We start from the raw sequence: 14,436 nt of genomic DNA on the forward strand, positions 1-14,436 counted from the left end.
ATGAGTGATTTAACGGTGAGTTTATTTTTATCAGGAGTAAGTATGAGCATGCTGCGTCAATCCAAGAAGCAAGCCGGTCAGGGCATGACCGAATACATCATCATCGTCGCGCTGATCGCTGTCGCCGCCATCGGCGTGTACAGCTTCTTCGGCGGCACGATCCGTGCACAGACTTCCGGCATGGCCGCTGAAATGGCCGGTGGCTCGGCGAAGGACGGCCAGAAGGCTGCTTCCGACGCATCGACCGCTGCCAAGGCGTCCGGCGAGAAGAAGGTCACGCTGGGCAACTACGGCGACGAACAGAAGAAGTAATTCTTCTCTGAAGTCCGCGGCCGTTAACTGAAGACGGCCGTTTCTCGGTTTCTGCACCATTGCGAAATGGTGCGGATTGGGTGTCTTTTGGCCTAACGGTCCGCTCTTGAGCAGTAGATGAGGGGTGCGCGACGTGTATACGGGTAGAAACAGCAGAGCCAGCTTCGCCAGGGGTGCCAGTGCGCGCCTCCAGCGTGGACAGGCTTTGGTGTTCATTGCCGTCACCACGGTCATCCTTCTGCTGGTGACGCTGGCCACGTACAACGTCGGCCAGCTGAGCTATCACCGCATCAAGCTGCAGAACACGGCCGACGCCGCTGCCTACAGTGCTGCCGTGGCGCATGCGCGCGAACTGAACTTCAGTGCGTACATGAACCGCGGCGTCATCGCCAACCAGGTGTCTGTCGCCCAGATCGTGAGCCTCACCGGTTGGGCGCGCAACCTGGACGACAACTACAACGGCCCGCTGAGCAACATCGCCGACAGCGCAGCAAACATGTCCGCGCTCGGCTTCATGTGGACCGTGCCGGCGAACATCATCGGTCCCATCGGCAGCGGCATGAAATCGGCGCTCGATGCCGCCGCACCAGCCGCCACACTCGCGGTCGACACATTGATCAACCTGCTGAACGGGGCGTCGGACGCGTATCACATCGCGATGAGCGCCTCCATCGGTTACGACCTCATCCGCGAAGTGATCGAGGCGAACGAGCCCGACGCGCAGGTGTCCATGCTGGGCGAGGCGTCGATCCTGTATTCGGCCGCGCAGCAACTCGGTTTCTCCAAGACCTACAAACCGTCCAATGACCAGGACGGCGACTACCGCATGGCCTATGTCACGCAGGCGTCGATGGACATCTTCTACAAGAACCGCTCGCTGCCGCCCATCTGGCCGCTGCCGTTCCTGTTCGACCCGTTGCGGCTTTTCACCTACGGCCCCGGCCCGCTGCTGATGATGCAGTTCCACTCCGGCGGCAGCACGCTGAAGGACGCGAAGGGCAACGCCAGCACTCATCTGAAGGGCTACACCAGCCTGGACGCCACGGGTCTGTTCATGATCTTCTGCGTGACTGTGCCCGGGCCGTTCTTCATCCCGCTGCCGATCTGCGTTCCTTTGATCCCGCCGCTGTCCGCGTTCGGCAGCGGCGCAGCCGCAACGGGCCAGTCGTCGTGGGCGCAAGCTGCAGGCTTGAACCCGTTCACGGCCAACGTGAACCACCGCAATGGCAGCAACACGGCGTCTGACCCTGCCGCGTTGCTGCACTTCGGCGCTGCGCACACGCTGAACCCTGCAACCATCGTCCCGGCCTGGATCCAGACCGGCAAGGGCGCAGGCAGCACGCTCAACAGCGGTTCGGGTATCCGCGACTACCGCGACATCAAGGGCAACGCGACGGCTGCCACCAGCAATGCGGCCAGCACGCCGGCCAACCGCAACGACGTGGCGCCACCGTGGATCCTCGAGATCGAGCGGCCGCTGCCTTCGATCACCACGTCCAACAACATGCCCAATCGCGTGGCTGGCGGAACGATGCGCATCGGCGGCAGCGACGATGGCCAGTTGGCCCTGCCGCCGCCGTCCAACACCGAGTACATGCGCGCGCTCTCGCGGTCCGAGGCCTACTTCAAGCGGCCAACGGACATCTCCACCGGCGGCATGCGCCGCGCCGACAACAAGACAGAGTGGGGCAGCCTGTACAGCCCGTACTGGCAGGCGCGCCTGCAGCCCAACGGCATCGCCGAACAGGCGGCCTCCATCCTTTCCAAGTCGCTGTTCGGCCTATGACACGCACACCACGCCGAACCAGCTTCCTGCGCCAGCGCGGCCAGGCGATGACGGAATTCGTCGTCGGCGCGGTGCTCTTCCTGATGCCGCTGTTCCTTATCGTGCCGATGCTGGGCAAGTACTCGGACATCAAGGCTGCTTCTGCGCAAAGCGCGCGCTACGCTGCTTGGGAGCGCACCGTCTGGTACGGCGCGGCGTCGTCCAGCAACAACTGGCCCGGCAAGGGCAAGACCGAAGCCAACATCCAGACCGAGGCACGGCAGCGCATCATCAATTTCGGCGGCCTCATCACCAGCGCCGATGCGAACGCCACGAGCTACAGCACGGACGGCGCGCGCTGGATGTGGCGCAACCGTGACGGCAGCAAGATGCTGCAGAACTACACGGACGCGAAGAACACGGTCACCATCGGCGACAGCCCGGACATAGCCACCGGCGACGTGCTGGACACCATCAACGCATTCACGTCCATCCTCGGGTTCGATCTTGAAACGCGCGGCTTCTATACCGGTACCGCGGCCATCCCGGTGACCACGCTGCCCATCGGTGCCAGCCTGCGCCAGGGTTCCTCCAACGGGAAGTTCGATCCGGGCGTATTGACCTTCCGCGACCACAACGCGATCCTGGCCAACGGCTGGGGCTCCAGCGGTTCCGCGCACGTGAAAACCATGACGGCCGGCATTGCACCGCTCGGCCTGGTGGGCGACGAAAACCTCGGGCCTGCGCTGCAGATCGCCGGTTGTGTGGTGTTCGCGTTGTTCACGCCTGAATTCTGTTTCCTCGAGCTCGGCAAGATCGAGCCGGACATCGTGCCGCCCGACCGTTTGACGGGGCCATGACATGAAGCTCATCGCCTCCGCCGTCCTCGTATTCGCGACGCTGCCTGCGTTCTCCGCCGGGCTGACCTGCCGCGTGCCGAACACGCCCTACGGCGCGCGCGTCGAGATGGTCGCACCCGACATGCGCGTACAGGGATCGGCGATGACCATGCGCATCATCGAATCGAAACTGTCGGTCGATGAGCTCATCGGTTACTACCGCGACCTCTGGGCGCCGCTGGCCACCGACAAGCGCCCGGGTTCGCGCGAAGACAAGGCGCCCGGCTGGCGCGTGATCTCCACCATCGACGGCCCGTGCCTCAACACCGTTCAGGTGCGTGCGCAAGGCAGTGGCAGCTATGCGTTGCTGGCCGTTTCGCAGGCGCAAGGCACCATGGAGCGGCGCAACGCACAGGTGACCACTTTCCCGGCATTGCCCGGTTCGAAGGTGCTGCAGGACGTGGAGTTCGTCGACGGCATCCGCAACTCGCGCACCGTGGTGCTCACGAATACCTCCAACATCGCGGCCAACCAGAATTTCTACGTCGATGCGTTCCGGCAACGGGGCTGGACGCAGGTGATGCAGGGCAAGGCCGACAGCACGCGGGGCGTGCACCAGGTGATGGTGCTCAAGCGCGGCTTCGAGGAAATCAATCTCGTCATCTCGCCCGGCCCGAACGGGACCGTGGGCGTCGTCGCCAACGTGGTGGACCGACCATGAAAAAAATCCGCAACCGCTCCCTGTCCATGGCCCGCCGCGCACGCATGCGCGGGCAGTCGATGGTCGAGTACATCATCGTCACGTCTTTCTCGATCCTCATCCTGATCGAGACGACCAGCGGCGATTCGGTGATCCAGAAGCTGGCGAATGCGATCAAGGGCGCGTATCAGGGCTTCATGTACGCCCTGGGCTATTCAACCAATCTCAACCTGTTCTGAACGACTTCAAAAAAAGGACCTGTAAATGGCGATCCGACTTGGAAAAATGAAGATCAATCGCCTGTGGCTGCTGGTAGGCATGGCCCTCGTGCTCGGCCTGCTGGCGACCTGGCTCTCCGTCACCTACCTGCGAAACAGGGAAGAGGCGATCCAGACACAGCTGATGGAAAAGGCGCGTGGCGGCGACAAGGTCATGGTCGTGGTCCCCACGTCCGACCTCGCCAAGGGCACTGTCCTGCGTGAAGGCATCGTGGCCGGTCGTGAGATCGCAGCCGACCTCGCTTACTGGGACACCATCCCTGCCGAAGACTTCGACAAGATCAAGGGACGCCCCCTGCTGCGCGACGTGCAGCGTGGCCGCCCGCTGATGCGCGCGGACGTCGTGGACGATCGTCCGAAGGAGTTCTCCGCGACCCTGACGAAGGGCATGCGCGCGATCACCGTCGACATCGACGAACTGAATTCCATCTCGCAGATGCTGAAGGCCGGTGACTTCATCGACCTGAACCTGATCTCGGCCGATACGTCGGCCACCTCGGGTGGCCAGCAGATCTTCCCGTTCCTGCAGGCCGTGAAGGTCATCGCCACCGGCCAGCGCGCCGTCGGCGTGGCCGAGCCGCCGCCCAACCAGCAGACGCCGGAGTCGATGCACTACGCCACGGTCACCGTGGAAGTGACGCCGGAAGAAGCCGGCTACATCGCGCTGGCCCAGCAGTCCGGCCGCATTCGCGTGACGTTGCGCTCGCCGGAAGACAAGGCCATTGATCCGTACGGCCCGCTCACCGTGGCGCAACTCACGGGCGGCCAGTCGCGCGTGAAGGCCAAAGGCGGCAAGGCCGCACCTGCGCCCGCTGGCGTGAAGGTGGAGTACATCCTCGGTGGCAAGGCCGGCGGTGGCGCGGCGCCCCCGATCAACATCACCATGCCTGGCATTCCCGGCATGAACAGCCTGCCCGGCTTCCCCGGCGGCACGAGCGGACTGCCACCCGGCGTTCCGGCCAACGCCGGTGGCGTGAACATTTCCAGCGCCGGCGGCACGCCCGCCGCTCGATAACGACAACAAGGCTGACAAAACATCATGAAGACGCAGATCAAACGTTCGCAATTCCAGCAACGCGCGCTGGCCTGTCTGGTGCCGCTGCTTTCGCTGGCCGTCGTCGGCGCGCAGGCGCAGCCGCAGACCGCCCCCAAGGCACCGCCGCCCAAGGCCAAGGCCACCGTGACGGTGAACAACATGCCGGGCACGCCCGCGCCGCCCATGCCGGTGCCGGTGACGACCGCGCCCGGCACGTCCCCCATGCCCACCATGGCCGAGGAAACGGTGCAGGACATGGCCCTGTTCGTCGGCGAAGCCCGCACCATCCCGCTGTCGGGCGTGACGCGTGTCGCCGTCGGCAACGGCGCGCTCATCACGGCCACCGTGCTGGACGGCCGCGAGGTGCTGCTGCTCGGCGAAGCCGCCGGTGACACCAGCCTGTTCATCTGGTCCAACGGTGTGGTGAAGAAGTACCGCGTCAAGATCAATGCTTCCGACACCAATGTGCTGGTTCGCAACGTGCGCCAGCTCATCAGCGACCTGCCCGGCATCAAGATGGACGTGGTCGGCGACCAGGTGGTCCTGTCCGGTGCTGCCAGCAAGACGGACCTCAAACGCATCGAGCTCGTGGCCAACAACTACAAGCAGGTCGTCAACCTGGTGCGCGAGGAAGAAGTCACCCTCAAGAAGATGGTGTACATCAAGGTCCAGTTCATGGAGTTCCGCCGCAATGCCCTGGAGAACCTGGGCATCCAGTGGGCCACGTCGATGAACGGCCCCGCCGCCGCCATCACCGGCGACGTGCTGACCAACAGCCAGTTCCGCGTCCCGTCGACCGCGCCGGCCTTCCAGCCGGGCGTGGGTTCGAATGCACCGCTGTCCATCAGCTCGCAGCCGTGGCGCATCTACCTGGGCCTGGCCAGCACGATCTCGTCCACCATCAACCTCGCCATGAGCAACGGCGACGCCGGCATGCTGGCCTCGCCCGAACTGGCCACGCGCTCCGGCGGCGAAGCGAAGTTCCTGGCCGGTGGCCAGGTGCCGCTGCCCGTCACGTCGCCCACCGGCCAGGTGAGCGTCACGTTCAAGGACTACGGCATCAAGCTGAACATCAATCCGGTGGTGGACGACAACAACAACATCCAGGCCAAGCTGGATACGGAAGTGTCGGCCATCGACGCGTCCGTCGTGGTGCAGGGCATCCCCGGCTTCACGGTGCGTTCCACGTCGTCGGACATCAACCTCAAGAGCGGCCAGACCGTGGTGCTCTCGGGCCTGGTGAACGAGACCATGGCCAATGCGGTGGACAAGTTCCCCTGGCTGGGCGACGTACCCGTCATGGGCGCGTTGTTCCGCTCGACCAACTTCACGGCGGGCCGCACGGACCTCGTGGTGTTTGTCACGCCGATCGTCATCGACCCGAATTCGACCGCCAACCAGCAGCGCCTGGACAAGGCCAAGGCCATGCGTGAGCGCTTCGAAGGCACGCTGGGCAAAAAAGGCATCGTCGACTGAACGCAAGCAGGACTGAACCCATGTTCACCATCAACGTCACCAGCAGCAAGGGCGACAGCAACGTCTTCCAGTGCCAGACCGAGGTCGCCACCATCGGCAAGGCGGACGACAACCTTGTGCAGCTGAAGGGATGGACCATCGGCAAGCGCCATGCTTCCGTGGTCTTTCGCAACGGCAAGCTCTATCTCGAGGACCACGGTGGCCTGTCGGTGACCGAGGTCAACGGCGAAGCCGTGGATGGCAGCTATGGCCCGCTCAAGGACGACGATGTCATCCTCATCGGCGGCTACGAGCTGCGCGTGAAGGGCGGAGACGGGAAGCCTTCGGTGTCCGATGCGGCCATCGCCCGCGCGGCCCCCGCGCAGCCGTCCATCGAGGCCATGCTGTCGGCTACGCTGAGCCGGCCCATGCCGGCCTACCAGCCCAAGCCGCTGTCCACCAGTGCGCCGCTGCCAGGCGGCGGAGCTGGTGGCACCGCACCTGCCGCGTCGTTTGCACCGCCGGCTGCGGCCGCCGTCACGAACGAAGTGCATCAGGCCCGGCCACCGGTCCTGAAGGAGCAGCGCGTGGATGCGCCGGCCGTCGACGCGCCCGAGTTCGACCCCAACATGACGCAGCGCACGATGGCGCGTGTGCAGGCCGACGATCGCGTGATCCGCATGGCCAAGGCCCGCCAGGCCGTGCATGCCTCGCTCATCAGCATGATGGACTTGCGCCGGGTCGACGTCTCGCGCATGGAAGAGAAGGAACTCCGCTCGACCACCAGCACGCTGATCAATGAAATCATCGCCGAGTCGCGCGACATTCCGGCCGGTGTCGACAAGGCCGAGCTGTCCAAGCAGGTGATCGACGAGGTGGTGGGCCTCGGTCCGCTGGAAGACCTGCTGGCCGACGACAAGGTGACCGAAATCATGGTCAACCGTTTCGACGAAATCTTCATCGAGCGCGGCGGCAAGCTCACCGAGTCGGAAGTGACCTTCACTTCCGACAACGCGGTGCTGCAGGCCATCGAACGCATCGTGGCGCCGCTGGGCCGCCGCATCGACGAATCGTCGCCGATGGTCGACGCGCGCCTGAAGGACGGCTCGCGCGTGAACGCGGTGATCCCGCCGCTCGCGCTCAAGGGCTGCAACATCACCATCCGCAAGTTCGCCAAGAACAAGCTGCAAAGCGACGACCTGGTGAAGTTCGGTTCGGTCACCGCGGACATGATGGCCTTCCTGAAAGTCGCGGTGGAGCAAGGCACCAACATCATCATCTCGGGTGGTACCGGCTCGGGCAAGACGACGCTGCTCAATGTGCTGTCCAACTTCATTCCCGATGACGAACGCATCGTCACCGTGGAAGACGCGGCCGAACTGAAGCTCTCGCAGCCCAACCTGGTGTCGCTCGAAGCCCGCCCGCCGAACGTGGAGGGCAAGGGCGCGGTCCACATCCGCGACCTCGTGAAGAACTGCCTGCGCATGCGTCCTGACCGCATCGTCGTCGGCGAATGCCGTGGCGGCGAGGCACTGGACATGCTGCAGGCCATGAACACCGGCCATGACGGCTCGCTCACCACGGCCCACGCCAACACGCCGCGCGACTGTATTGCGCGCCTGGAGGTGATGGTGCTGATGTCGGGCCTGGACCTTCCGATCCAGGCCATCCGCGAGCAGATCTCGTCGGCCGTGCACCTGTTCGTGCAGCAGAACCGCTTTCCGGACGGCAGCCGGCGCGTGACACACATCACCGAGGTGACGGGCATCGAAGGCGGCGTCATCCAGACGCAGGACATCTTCCTGTTCAAGCAGGCGGGCTATGGCCCGGATGGCCGAATCAAGGGAAGTTTCTTCGCCACTGGCGCGATCCCCGAGCTCTACCAGAGCCTGGCCGAGCGCGGCATCCCGGTCGATCTGTCGATCTTCCAGAAAGACCGGGTGCTCTAAGTGGATCTGTCGCTCGTCATCGGTGTCGTCGCGATCGCTGCCATCGTCATCATCTGGACGATCATCCAGATTGCCGAGAGCGGCCTTCGCAAGCAGAAGCAGACGCTGCAGGCCACGGCGGCCGGCAGCCTGTCGGAGATGTTCATCTTCGTGGACGCGACCAGGCTGTTCTACATGAACGTGCTGGCCTTCGTCTTCGTACCCACCGCGCTGTACGTGATGACGGAGAACCCGGTGATCGCTCTGGGCGCTGCGGTGGTGATCGTCATCGGCCCGCGCTTCCTCGTGGCCTTCATCAAGAAGCGCCGAGAGAAGAAGTTCGAGGCGCAGCTGCCCGACGCACTGCTGATGGTTGCCGGTACGTTGCGTGCCGGTGCGAGCCTGAACGTCGCGCTCGAGTCGATGGTGTCCGAGTCGCAACCGCCGGTGTCGCAGGAGTTCGAACTCATGCTGCGCGAGCAGCGCCTGGGCGTGGACCTGGACACGGCGCTGCAGAACATGGAGCGGCGCATGCCGCTGCAGGATTTCATCATGGTGGTGGCCGGCATGCGCATCTCGCGCGAAGTCGGCGGCAACCTGGCCGACACGCTGGAAGGCATCGCCGACACGCTGCGCCGCAAGCTCACCATGGAGGGCAAGATCCAGGCGCTCACGTCACAAGGCCGCATGCAGGGCATCGTGATGACCTGCCTGCCGCTGTTCCTCATGTTCATCCTGAAATACATGGAACCCGAAGCGATGGAGCCGCTGTTCACCACCTGGTACGGGTGGATCACGCTGCTCGTCATCATCGTCATGGAGTTCGTGGGCTACTTCTTCATCCGCAAGATCGTGAACATCGACGTCTGACATCATGGGCAACACACTCATCATCTTTGCGATCGCCATGACGTTCGGCCTGGCCGTCCTGTGCATGGTGTTCGCGCTGGGGCGCCTGAAGCAGCAGGTGCCGACCGAAGACCGCGCCTATCTGGATACGCTGCCACCCATCCTGCGCATGGCCTGGCCGCTGGTGCGCTTCATGGAATACCACATCGGCAAGTTCATTCCCTCGAGCGCGCTGGAGAAGACATCCAAACAGCTGCAACTGACCGGCGTGAGCTTCCTCATGGGCGCCGAGCAGTTCTTTGCGTTGCGCTTCATCTGCATGGTGGTGGCCTTCGGCTTCACCTGGTTCGCACTGGGCGCGCTGGAGAAGAACTCCCCCGGCATCCTGATCGGCATCACGCTGCTGGGCTTTTTTTACCCGTCCATCTGGCTGGGCGATGTGCGCAAGAAGCGCGTCGTGCAGGTGCAGAAGACGCTGCCGACGTATCTCGACTACATCACCATGGCGGTGGAAGCCGGGCTGAACATGACGGGTGCCATCAACCAGGCGATGGAGAAGGGCCCGCAAGGGCCGCTCAAGCACGAGTTCTACCTGGTCGTGCGCGACCTGCGCGCGGGCGTGCCGCGTGCCGACGCATTGCGTCGCATGGAGGCGCGCATGCAGATGAGCGAGATCACCAGCTTCGTGGGCACCACCATCCAGGCCGAGAAGATGGGCGCGCGCCTGGGCACTGCATTGCGTGCGCAGGCCGAACAGCGCCGCAGCGAGCGCTTCCAGCGTGCCGAGAAGCAGGCCATGGAAGCGCCGGTGAAGCTGATCTTCCCGCTGCTGGTGTTCATCTTCCCGCTCACCTTCCTGATCCTGGGCTTCCCGATTGCGATGAAGTTCCTTACGTCGGGGATCGTCTGAAGCCGTGAGCATGTCCCGGGGCGCCGTGTACCGCCAGTCCAAGGTGCTGATTCCTTCCGCATGGCGAGCCGAGAGTGCGCTCGACCGCATGCGCGGCCTGCTGGGCCGGCCGCCGCTGAAACAGGGCGAGGCACTGCTGATCGACCCGTGCTCGTCGGTGCACACCATCGGCATGGGTTACACACTCGATGTGGTGTTCGTGGATGCGGGTGAGAAAATCGTGAAACTTTGCCGTCGCGTGGCGCCGCTGCGCATGGCGTTTGCCTTTGGCGCACGTGCCACGCTGGAGCTACCGGCTGGCGAAATCGACCGGCTCGAGCTCGCGGTGGGCGACCGCCTCGAGTGGAGACATTGATGCAGAAACTGTTGTTGACCGGTGGTGTGGTGGTGGCACTCGTGCTGGGTGGCTGCGCGTCGCGCCCCAACACCGGCACCACGCTGGCCGGCACGCCTTCGATGGGCGCGAACATCGAACTGCTGAACAAGCAGCAGTTCGCCGGCCAGGAGAACGAGGCTTCGCGCTCGGAAGCGCTTTTCCAGAGCCTGCTGCGCAAGATCCCGAACGACGCGGACACCTGGTTCCGTCTGGGCAACCTCTATGCGAGCAACAACCTGCCCGAGCCCGCCGCCGGTGCCTACAACCGAGCGCTGCTGGCCGACAACTCGCACGCGCGCGCCTGGCATAACCTGGGCGTGATCAAGCTGCGCGAAGCGTATGCCGCACTCCTTCAGGCGCAGGTGACCGTGGACTCCAATGACGAAGCCATGGCAAAACGCATCGATTCACTGCTCGAAGACCTGAGCCGCCTGTCTGCGCTGGAAGGGGAACCCCGCCCGGCCGCGAGACCCAAGACCCCCTGAACACCGGGAGATGCACATGCGCGCATTCCGCAAGCTCAATGCAACCCGCAAGCAGCGCGGCCAGTCGATGGTGGAGTACCTCATCATCCTGCCGTCGCTGCTGCTGCTGGTGCTGGGCACCATCCAGTTCGGGTTGCTCTACCAGATCAAGAGCCAGGTCAACTACGCGACCTTCGCCGCCGCGCGGCAGGGCGCGCTCAAGAATGGCAGCACCAATGCCGTGAAGGACGCGTTCGGCGCCGCCATGACGCCGCTCTTCACGCCAGGCCCGACATTCGGAGACCTGCTCCGCGGCCGCGCCGTCGGCGCGATCGAGGCGTTCAACCCGATGGTCACGAGCATCAAGCGCATCAATCCGCCGCCGGATGCCGATCTCAAGAAAGACCAGGCGGCAGGCCTGCTCAAGACAGATCCTGCCTACCCGGGTTACCTGATCATCCCGAACGACAACCTGCTGTACCGACCGGACACCGTCTTTGCGAATTCGAAGGTCAACGTGCAGGATGCGAATCTTCTGAAGATCCGCGTGACCTATTGCGCCAAGCTCATCGTGCCCCTGGCGAACCTCGTGTTCTATTCGCTGGTGAATGGCCTGGAGGGCCTGCGGACACCTGGCGGCATGTTGTACGGCGATGCAGCCACCGGATTCAATCCTTCCAGTGCCGACTGCGCGCGGTTGAAGAACGTGGTCGCCGGGCCGATCGCGAAAGTCGAGGCTGCAGGCGAATTTGTCGGGGCGGACTTGTCCTTCATCACTGACATCATGCAAACAGCGCAGGACTGGCTCGACACCGAGATTCCGGTGATCAACTGGGTGGTCGGCGGCTATCGCATTCCCGTGAGCTCCGAAGCGGTGGTCCGCATGCAGACACCCTTCAAGGTCAAGCAGTGATGCTTCGCCCGTCGATGCGTAAGGTGGCGTTTGCCGCCAGCCTCCTGTTCCTCGGCGCATCATCAGCAAGCTTTGCCAAGGACGGTGTGAAGCCGCGTATCAAGGAAGGCAACTGGCGCATCGGCGCGGCCATGGAAATCACGAACATGCAGGGCCCGTCGACCGGGCCTATGGAATACGAGCGTTGCCTGTCGCCTACGAATACGGACGAGCTGCTGCAGATTCCGCAGGGCGTGACCTGTTCGATCCGCGATTCCAGAAGCACGCCCGAATACATGACCTGGAAACTGCAGTGTGTGCATGGCCGTGAGGTCGCACACGCGGAAGGCCGGCTCGATTTCGGTGACACGCGCATCACCGGCAAGATCGTTTCACGCTCTACCAGCGCACCCAACGTCCAGGTGACCACGCTGCTGTCGGGTCGCTACGTCGGCCCGTGCATCAACGCGAATGCCGGAGCCAAGGCTGGCGCCAGGAGCGGTCCGCCCTATGCCGACCCGCCCATGCCGCCCACCACGCCGGGCGGCACGCGCTTGCCGCTTTACCCCGAAAAGAAGTGACGCTGGCCGCCTGATGCAGGCGGCTTGAAGGCGGTGTCATCGATTTGACACACCATCGCAATGAGTGTGTCACGCGCGCCCGCGATGCTCTCGGACATCACTGAAAAACGTCCGACCCCATGAGCAAAGATTTCTCCACGATGGAAGACTCCAACCGGTCTTCCAACCTCAACATCCACGAAGTGTCCGATCCGGCACGCCGCCTGTTCGTCAAGGGCGGCGTGGCCGCTGCTGCGTCGGGCCTGTTCGCCGGTCTGGCCGGTTGTGCCACTGCGTCGGGCCCGCTGGCCAATGCGCCCAAGGGCATCGGCTTCAAGAGCATCGCCATTTCCACGGCTGACAGCATCGTCGTGCCCGAGGGCTACGTGGCGCAGGTCATCGCGCCGTGGGGCAACCCGGTCGGCCTGTCCGGTGAAATGCCGAAGTTCAAGCCCGACGGTACCAACACCGCCGCCGAGCAGGAAGCCCAGATGGGCATGCACCACGACGGCATCCACTATTTCGCGATCAACGGTTCGCAAAGCGGCCTGCTCGTGATGAACCACGAGTACACCGACGACGGCCTGCTGCATGCCGATGGCATGAAGACCTGGAGCGCCGAGAAAGTGCGCAAGGCGCAGGCCGCGCACGGCGTCGCCGTGATCGAGGTGGAGCTGAAGGACAACCAATGGCAAGTGGTGCAACCCTCGCCCTGGGCGCGCCGCATCACCGCGCGCACGCCCATGACGGTGACGGGCCCCGCTGCCGGGCACGCCATGATGAAGACAGCCGCCGACACGTCGGGCCGCACGGTACTCGGCACGTTCAACAACTGCGGCAGCGGCATCACGCCCTGGGGCACGTACCTTACCTGCGAAGAGAACTTCATCAATTACTTCAAGGGTCCGGACACGCCGAACGCGCATGAAGCCCGCTGGGGCCTGCGCAAGGGCGACCCGGCAGGCTACCGCTGGCACGAACATGACGAGCGCTTCGACGCGAGCCGTCACCCCAACGAGCCCAACCGCCATGGCTGGGTCGTCGAGATCGATCCGATGAACCCGAGCTCCACGCCGATGAAGCGCACCGCGCTCGGCCGCGCCGCGCACGAAGGCGCGACGGTGGCTGTCACCCGCGACCAGCGCGCGGTGATCTACATGGGCGAGGACTCGCGCTTCGAATACATCTACAAGTTCGTCAGCCGCGACGCCATCAAGCCGGGCGGTGCGCGCGCCAATGCCGAGCTGCTGATCCACGGCACGCTGTACGTGGCACGTTTCGAAGCCAACGGCCAGGGCCAGTGGCTGCCGCTGGTGCATGGCCAGGGCCCGCTGACGGCGGCCAACGGCTTTGCGGACCAGGGCGAAGTGCTCATCAAGTCGCGTCAGGCCAGCGACCTGCTGGGCGCTACCAAGATGGACCGCCCCGAGTGGACGGCTGTCGATCAGGCACGCGGCGAGGTGTACTGCACGCTCACCAACAACAGCAGCCGCACGGCCGACGGCAAGAACGGCGTGGACGGGGCCAACCCGCGTGCCAACAACACGCAGGGCAACATCATCCGCTGGCGCGAGCAGGGTGACTTCCACGGCGAACGCTTCGTGTGGAACCACTTCGTGATGGCTGGCGACCCGTCGCTCGCACGTGCCGACGCCAAGGGCAACATCAAGGGCGACATGTTCAGCTGCCCGGACGGCCTGTGGGTCGATGGCCGCGGCGTGCTGTGGATCCAGACCGACATGTCCACCTCGGCCATGGGCAAGGGTGACCTGGTCAACATGGGCCACAACGTGATGCTCGCAGCCGACACGCAAACCGGCGAGATCCGCCGCTTCCTGAGCGGCCCGGCGGGTTGCGAGGTGACCGGTGTCACCAGCACGCCCGACCTGAAGACACTGTTCGTGAACATCCAGCACCCGGGCGAGAGCCCGAGCGAAAGAAGCGACCCGACTAAGCCCAAGGCCATCAGCACCTGGCCGGATGGACCGACAGGCGGCCGGCCTCGCTCGGCCACCGTCGTGATCCGCCGCAAGGACGGCGGCATCGTCGGCACCTGACCAACCTCAAGAAGC

15 protein-coding genes are annotated in these 14,436 nt (G+C 64.3%); all 15 read left to right on the forward strand.

The annotated features are described in order from the left end of the window. Positions 1-42: 42 nt before the first annotated feature. The 15 genes from ACO2Q9_RS08650 to ACO2Q9_RS08720 all read left to right on the forward strand — a co-directional run bounded on the left by ACO2Q9_RS08650 (position 43) and on the right by ACO2Q9_RS08720 (position 14,421). A complete protein-coding gene (locus ACO2Q9_RS08650) occupies positions 43-312 on the forward strand; it encodes a Flp family type IVb pilin (protein ID WP_423310276.1) in 270 nt (89 codons plus the stop codon). 208 nt (positions 313-520) lie between these two features. Then, entirely contained in the window at positions 521-2,098 is a 1,578-nt protein-coding gene (locus ACO2Q9_RS08655) for a pilus assembly protein TadG-related protein (RefSeq protein ID WP_423310278.1), read from the forward strand. After that, entirely contained in the window at positions 2,095-2,937 is an 843-nt protein-coding gene (locus ACO2Q9_RS08660) for a TadE/TadG family type IV pilus assembly protein (protein ID WP_423310280.1), read from the forward strand. Before ACO2Q9_RS08655 ends, ACO2Q9_RS08660 begins: the two co-directional genes overlap by 4 nt. Before the next feature lies 1 nt (position 2,938). Next, the gene (locus tag ACO2Q9_RS08665; RefSeq protein ID WP_423310282.1) at positions 2,939-3,637 is read left to right on the forward strand and encodes a hypothetical protein; all 699 of its coding nucleotides are present in this window, start codon (positions 2,939-2,941) and stop codon (positions 3,635-3,637) included. Further along, the gene (locus tag ACO2Q9_RS08670) at positions 3,634-3,855 is read left to right on the forward strand and encodes a hypothetical protein (RefSeq protein ID WP_423310284.1); all 222 of its coding nucleotides are present in this window, start codon (positions 3,634-3,636) and stop codon (positions 3,853-3,855) included. The genes ACO2Q9_RS08665 and ACO2Q9_RS08670 overlap by 4 nt, the downstream gene beginning before the upstream one ends. Positions 3,856-3,901: 46 nt before the next feature. After that, the gene (gene cpaB, locus ACO2Q9_RS08675) at positions 3,902-4,909 is read left to right on the forward strand and encodes a Flp pilus assembly protein CpaB (RefSeq protein WP_423310286.1); all 1,008 of its coding nucleotides are present in this window, start codon (positions 3,902-3,904) and stop codon (positions 4,907-4,909) included. 24 nt (positions 4,910-4,933) lie between these two features. After that, a complete protein-coding gene (locus ACO2Q9_RS08680) occupies positions 4,934-6,406 on the forward strand; it encodes a type II and III secretion system protein family protein (protein ID WP_423310288.1) in 1,473 nt (490 codons plus the stop codon). A gap of 20 nt (positions 6,407-6,426) precedes the next feature. Further along, positions 6,427-8,334 carry an ATPase, T2SS/T4P/T4SS family gene (locus tag ACO2Q9_RS08685; RefSeq protein WP_423310290.1) on the forward strand — a complete coding sequence of 636 codons (1,908 nt, stop codon included), beginning with the start codon at positions 6,427-6,429 and terminating at the stop codon, positions 8,332-8,334. Then, a complete protein-coding gene (locus ACO2Q9_RS08690; protein WP_423310292.1) occupies positions 8,335-9,183 on the forward strand; it encodes a type II secretion system F family protein in 849 nt (282 codons plus the stop codon). It begins immediately after the preceding gene. A gap of 4 nt (positions 9,184-9,187) precedes the next feature. After that, complete coding sequence (locus tag ACO2Q9_RS08695) at positions 9,188-10,072, forward strand: type II secretion system F family protein (protein WP_423310294.1); 885 nt, start codon at positions 9,188-9,190, stop codon at positions 10,070-10,072. Positions 10,073-10,082: 10 nt separating this feature from the next. After that, a complete protein-coding gene (locus ACO2Q9_RS08700; RefSeq protein WP_423310296.1) occupies positions 10,083-10,427 on the forward strand; it encodes a DUF192 domain-containing protein in 345 nt (114 codons plus the stop codon). Beyond that, the gene (locus ACO2Q9_RS08705; protein WP_423310298.1) at positions 10,427-10,933 is read left to right on the forward strand and encodes a hypothetical protein; all 507 of its coding nucleotides are present in this window, start codon (positions 10,427-10,429) and stop codon (positions 10,931-10,933) included. Before ACO2Q9_RS08700 ends, ACO2Q9_RS08705 begins: the two co-directional genes overlap by 1 nt. 16 nt (positions 10,934-10,949) lie before the next feature. Next, a complete protein-coding gene (locus tag ACO2Q9_RS08710) occupies positions 10,950-11,825 on the forward strand; it encodes a TadE/TadG family type IV pilus assembly protein (RefSeq protein WP_423310300.1) in 876 nt (291 codons plus the stop codon). After that, positions 11,825-12,385 carry a DUF3617 domain-containing protein gene (locus ACO2Q9_RS08715; protein WP_423310302.1) on the forward strand — a complete coding sequence of 187 codons (561 nt, stop codon included), beginning with the start codon at positions 11,825-11,827 and terminating at the stop codon, positions 12,383-12,385. Before ACO2Q9_RS08710 ends, ACO2Q9_RS08715 begins: the two co-directional genes overlap by 1 nt. 119 nt (positions 12,386-12,504) lie before the next feature. After that, on the forward strand, positions 12,505-14,421 hold the full coding sequence (locus ACO2Q9_RS08720; protein WP_423310304.1) for a PhoX family protein: 1,917 nt from the start codon (positions 12,505-12,507) through the stop codon (positions 14,419-14,421). Positions 14,422-14,436 lie beyond the last annotated feature (15 nt).

It is taken from the genome of Variovorax sp. VNK109 (genome assembly GCF_049445855.1).
Lineage (GTDB): Bacteria > Pseudomonadota > Gammaproteobacteria > Burkholderiales > Burkholderiaceae_C > JAGOCV01.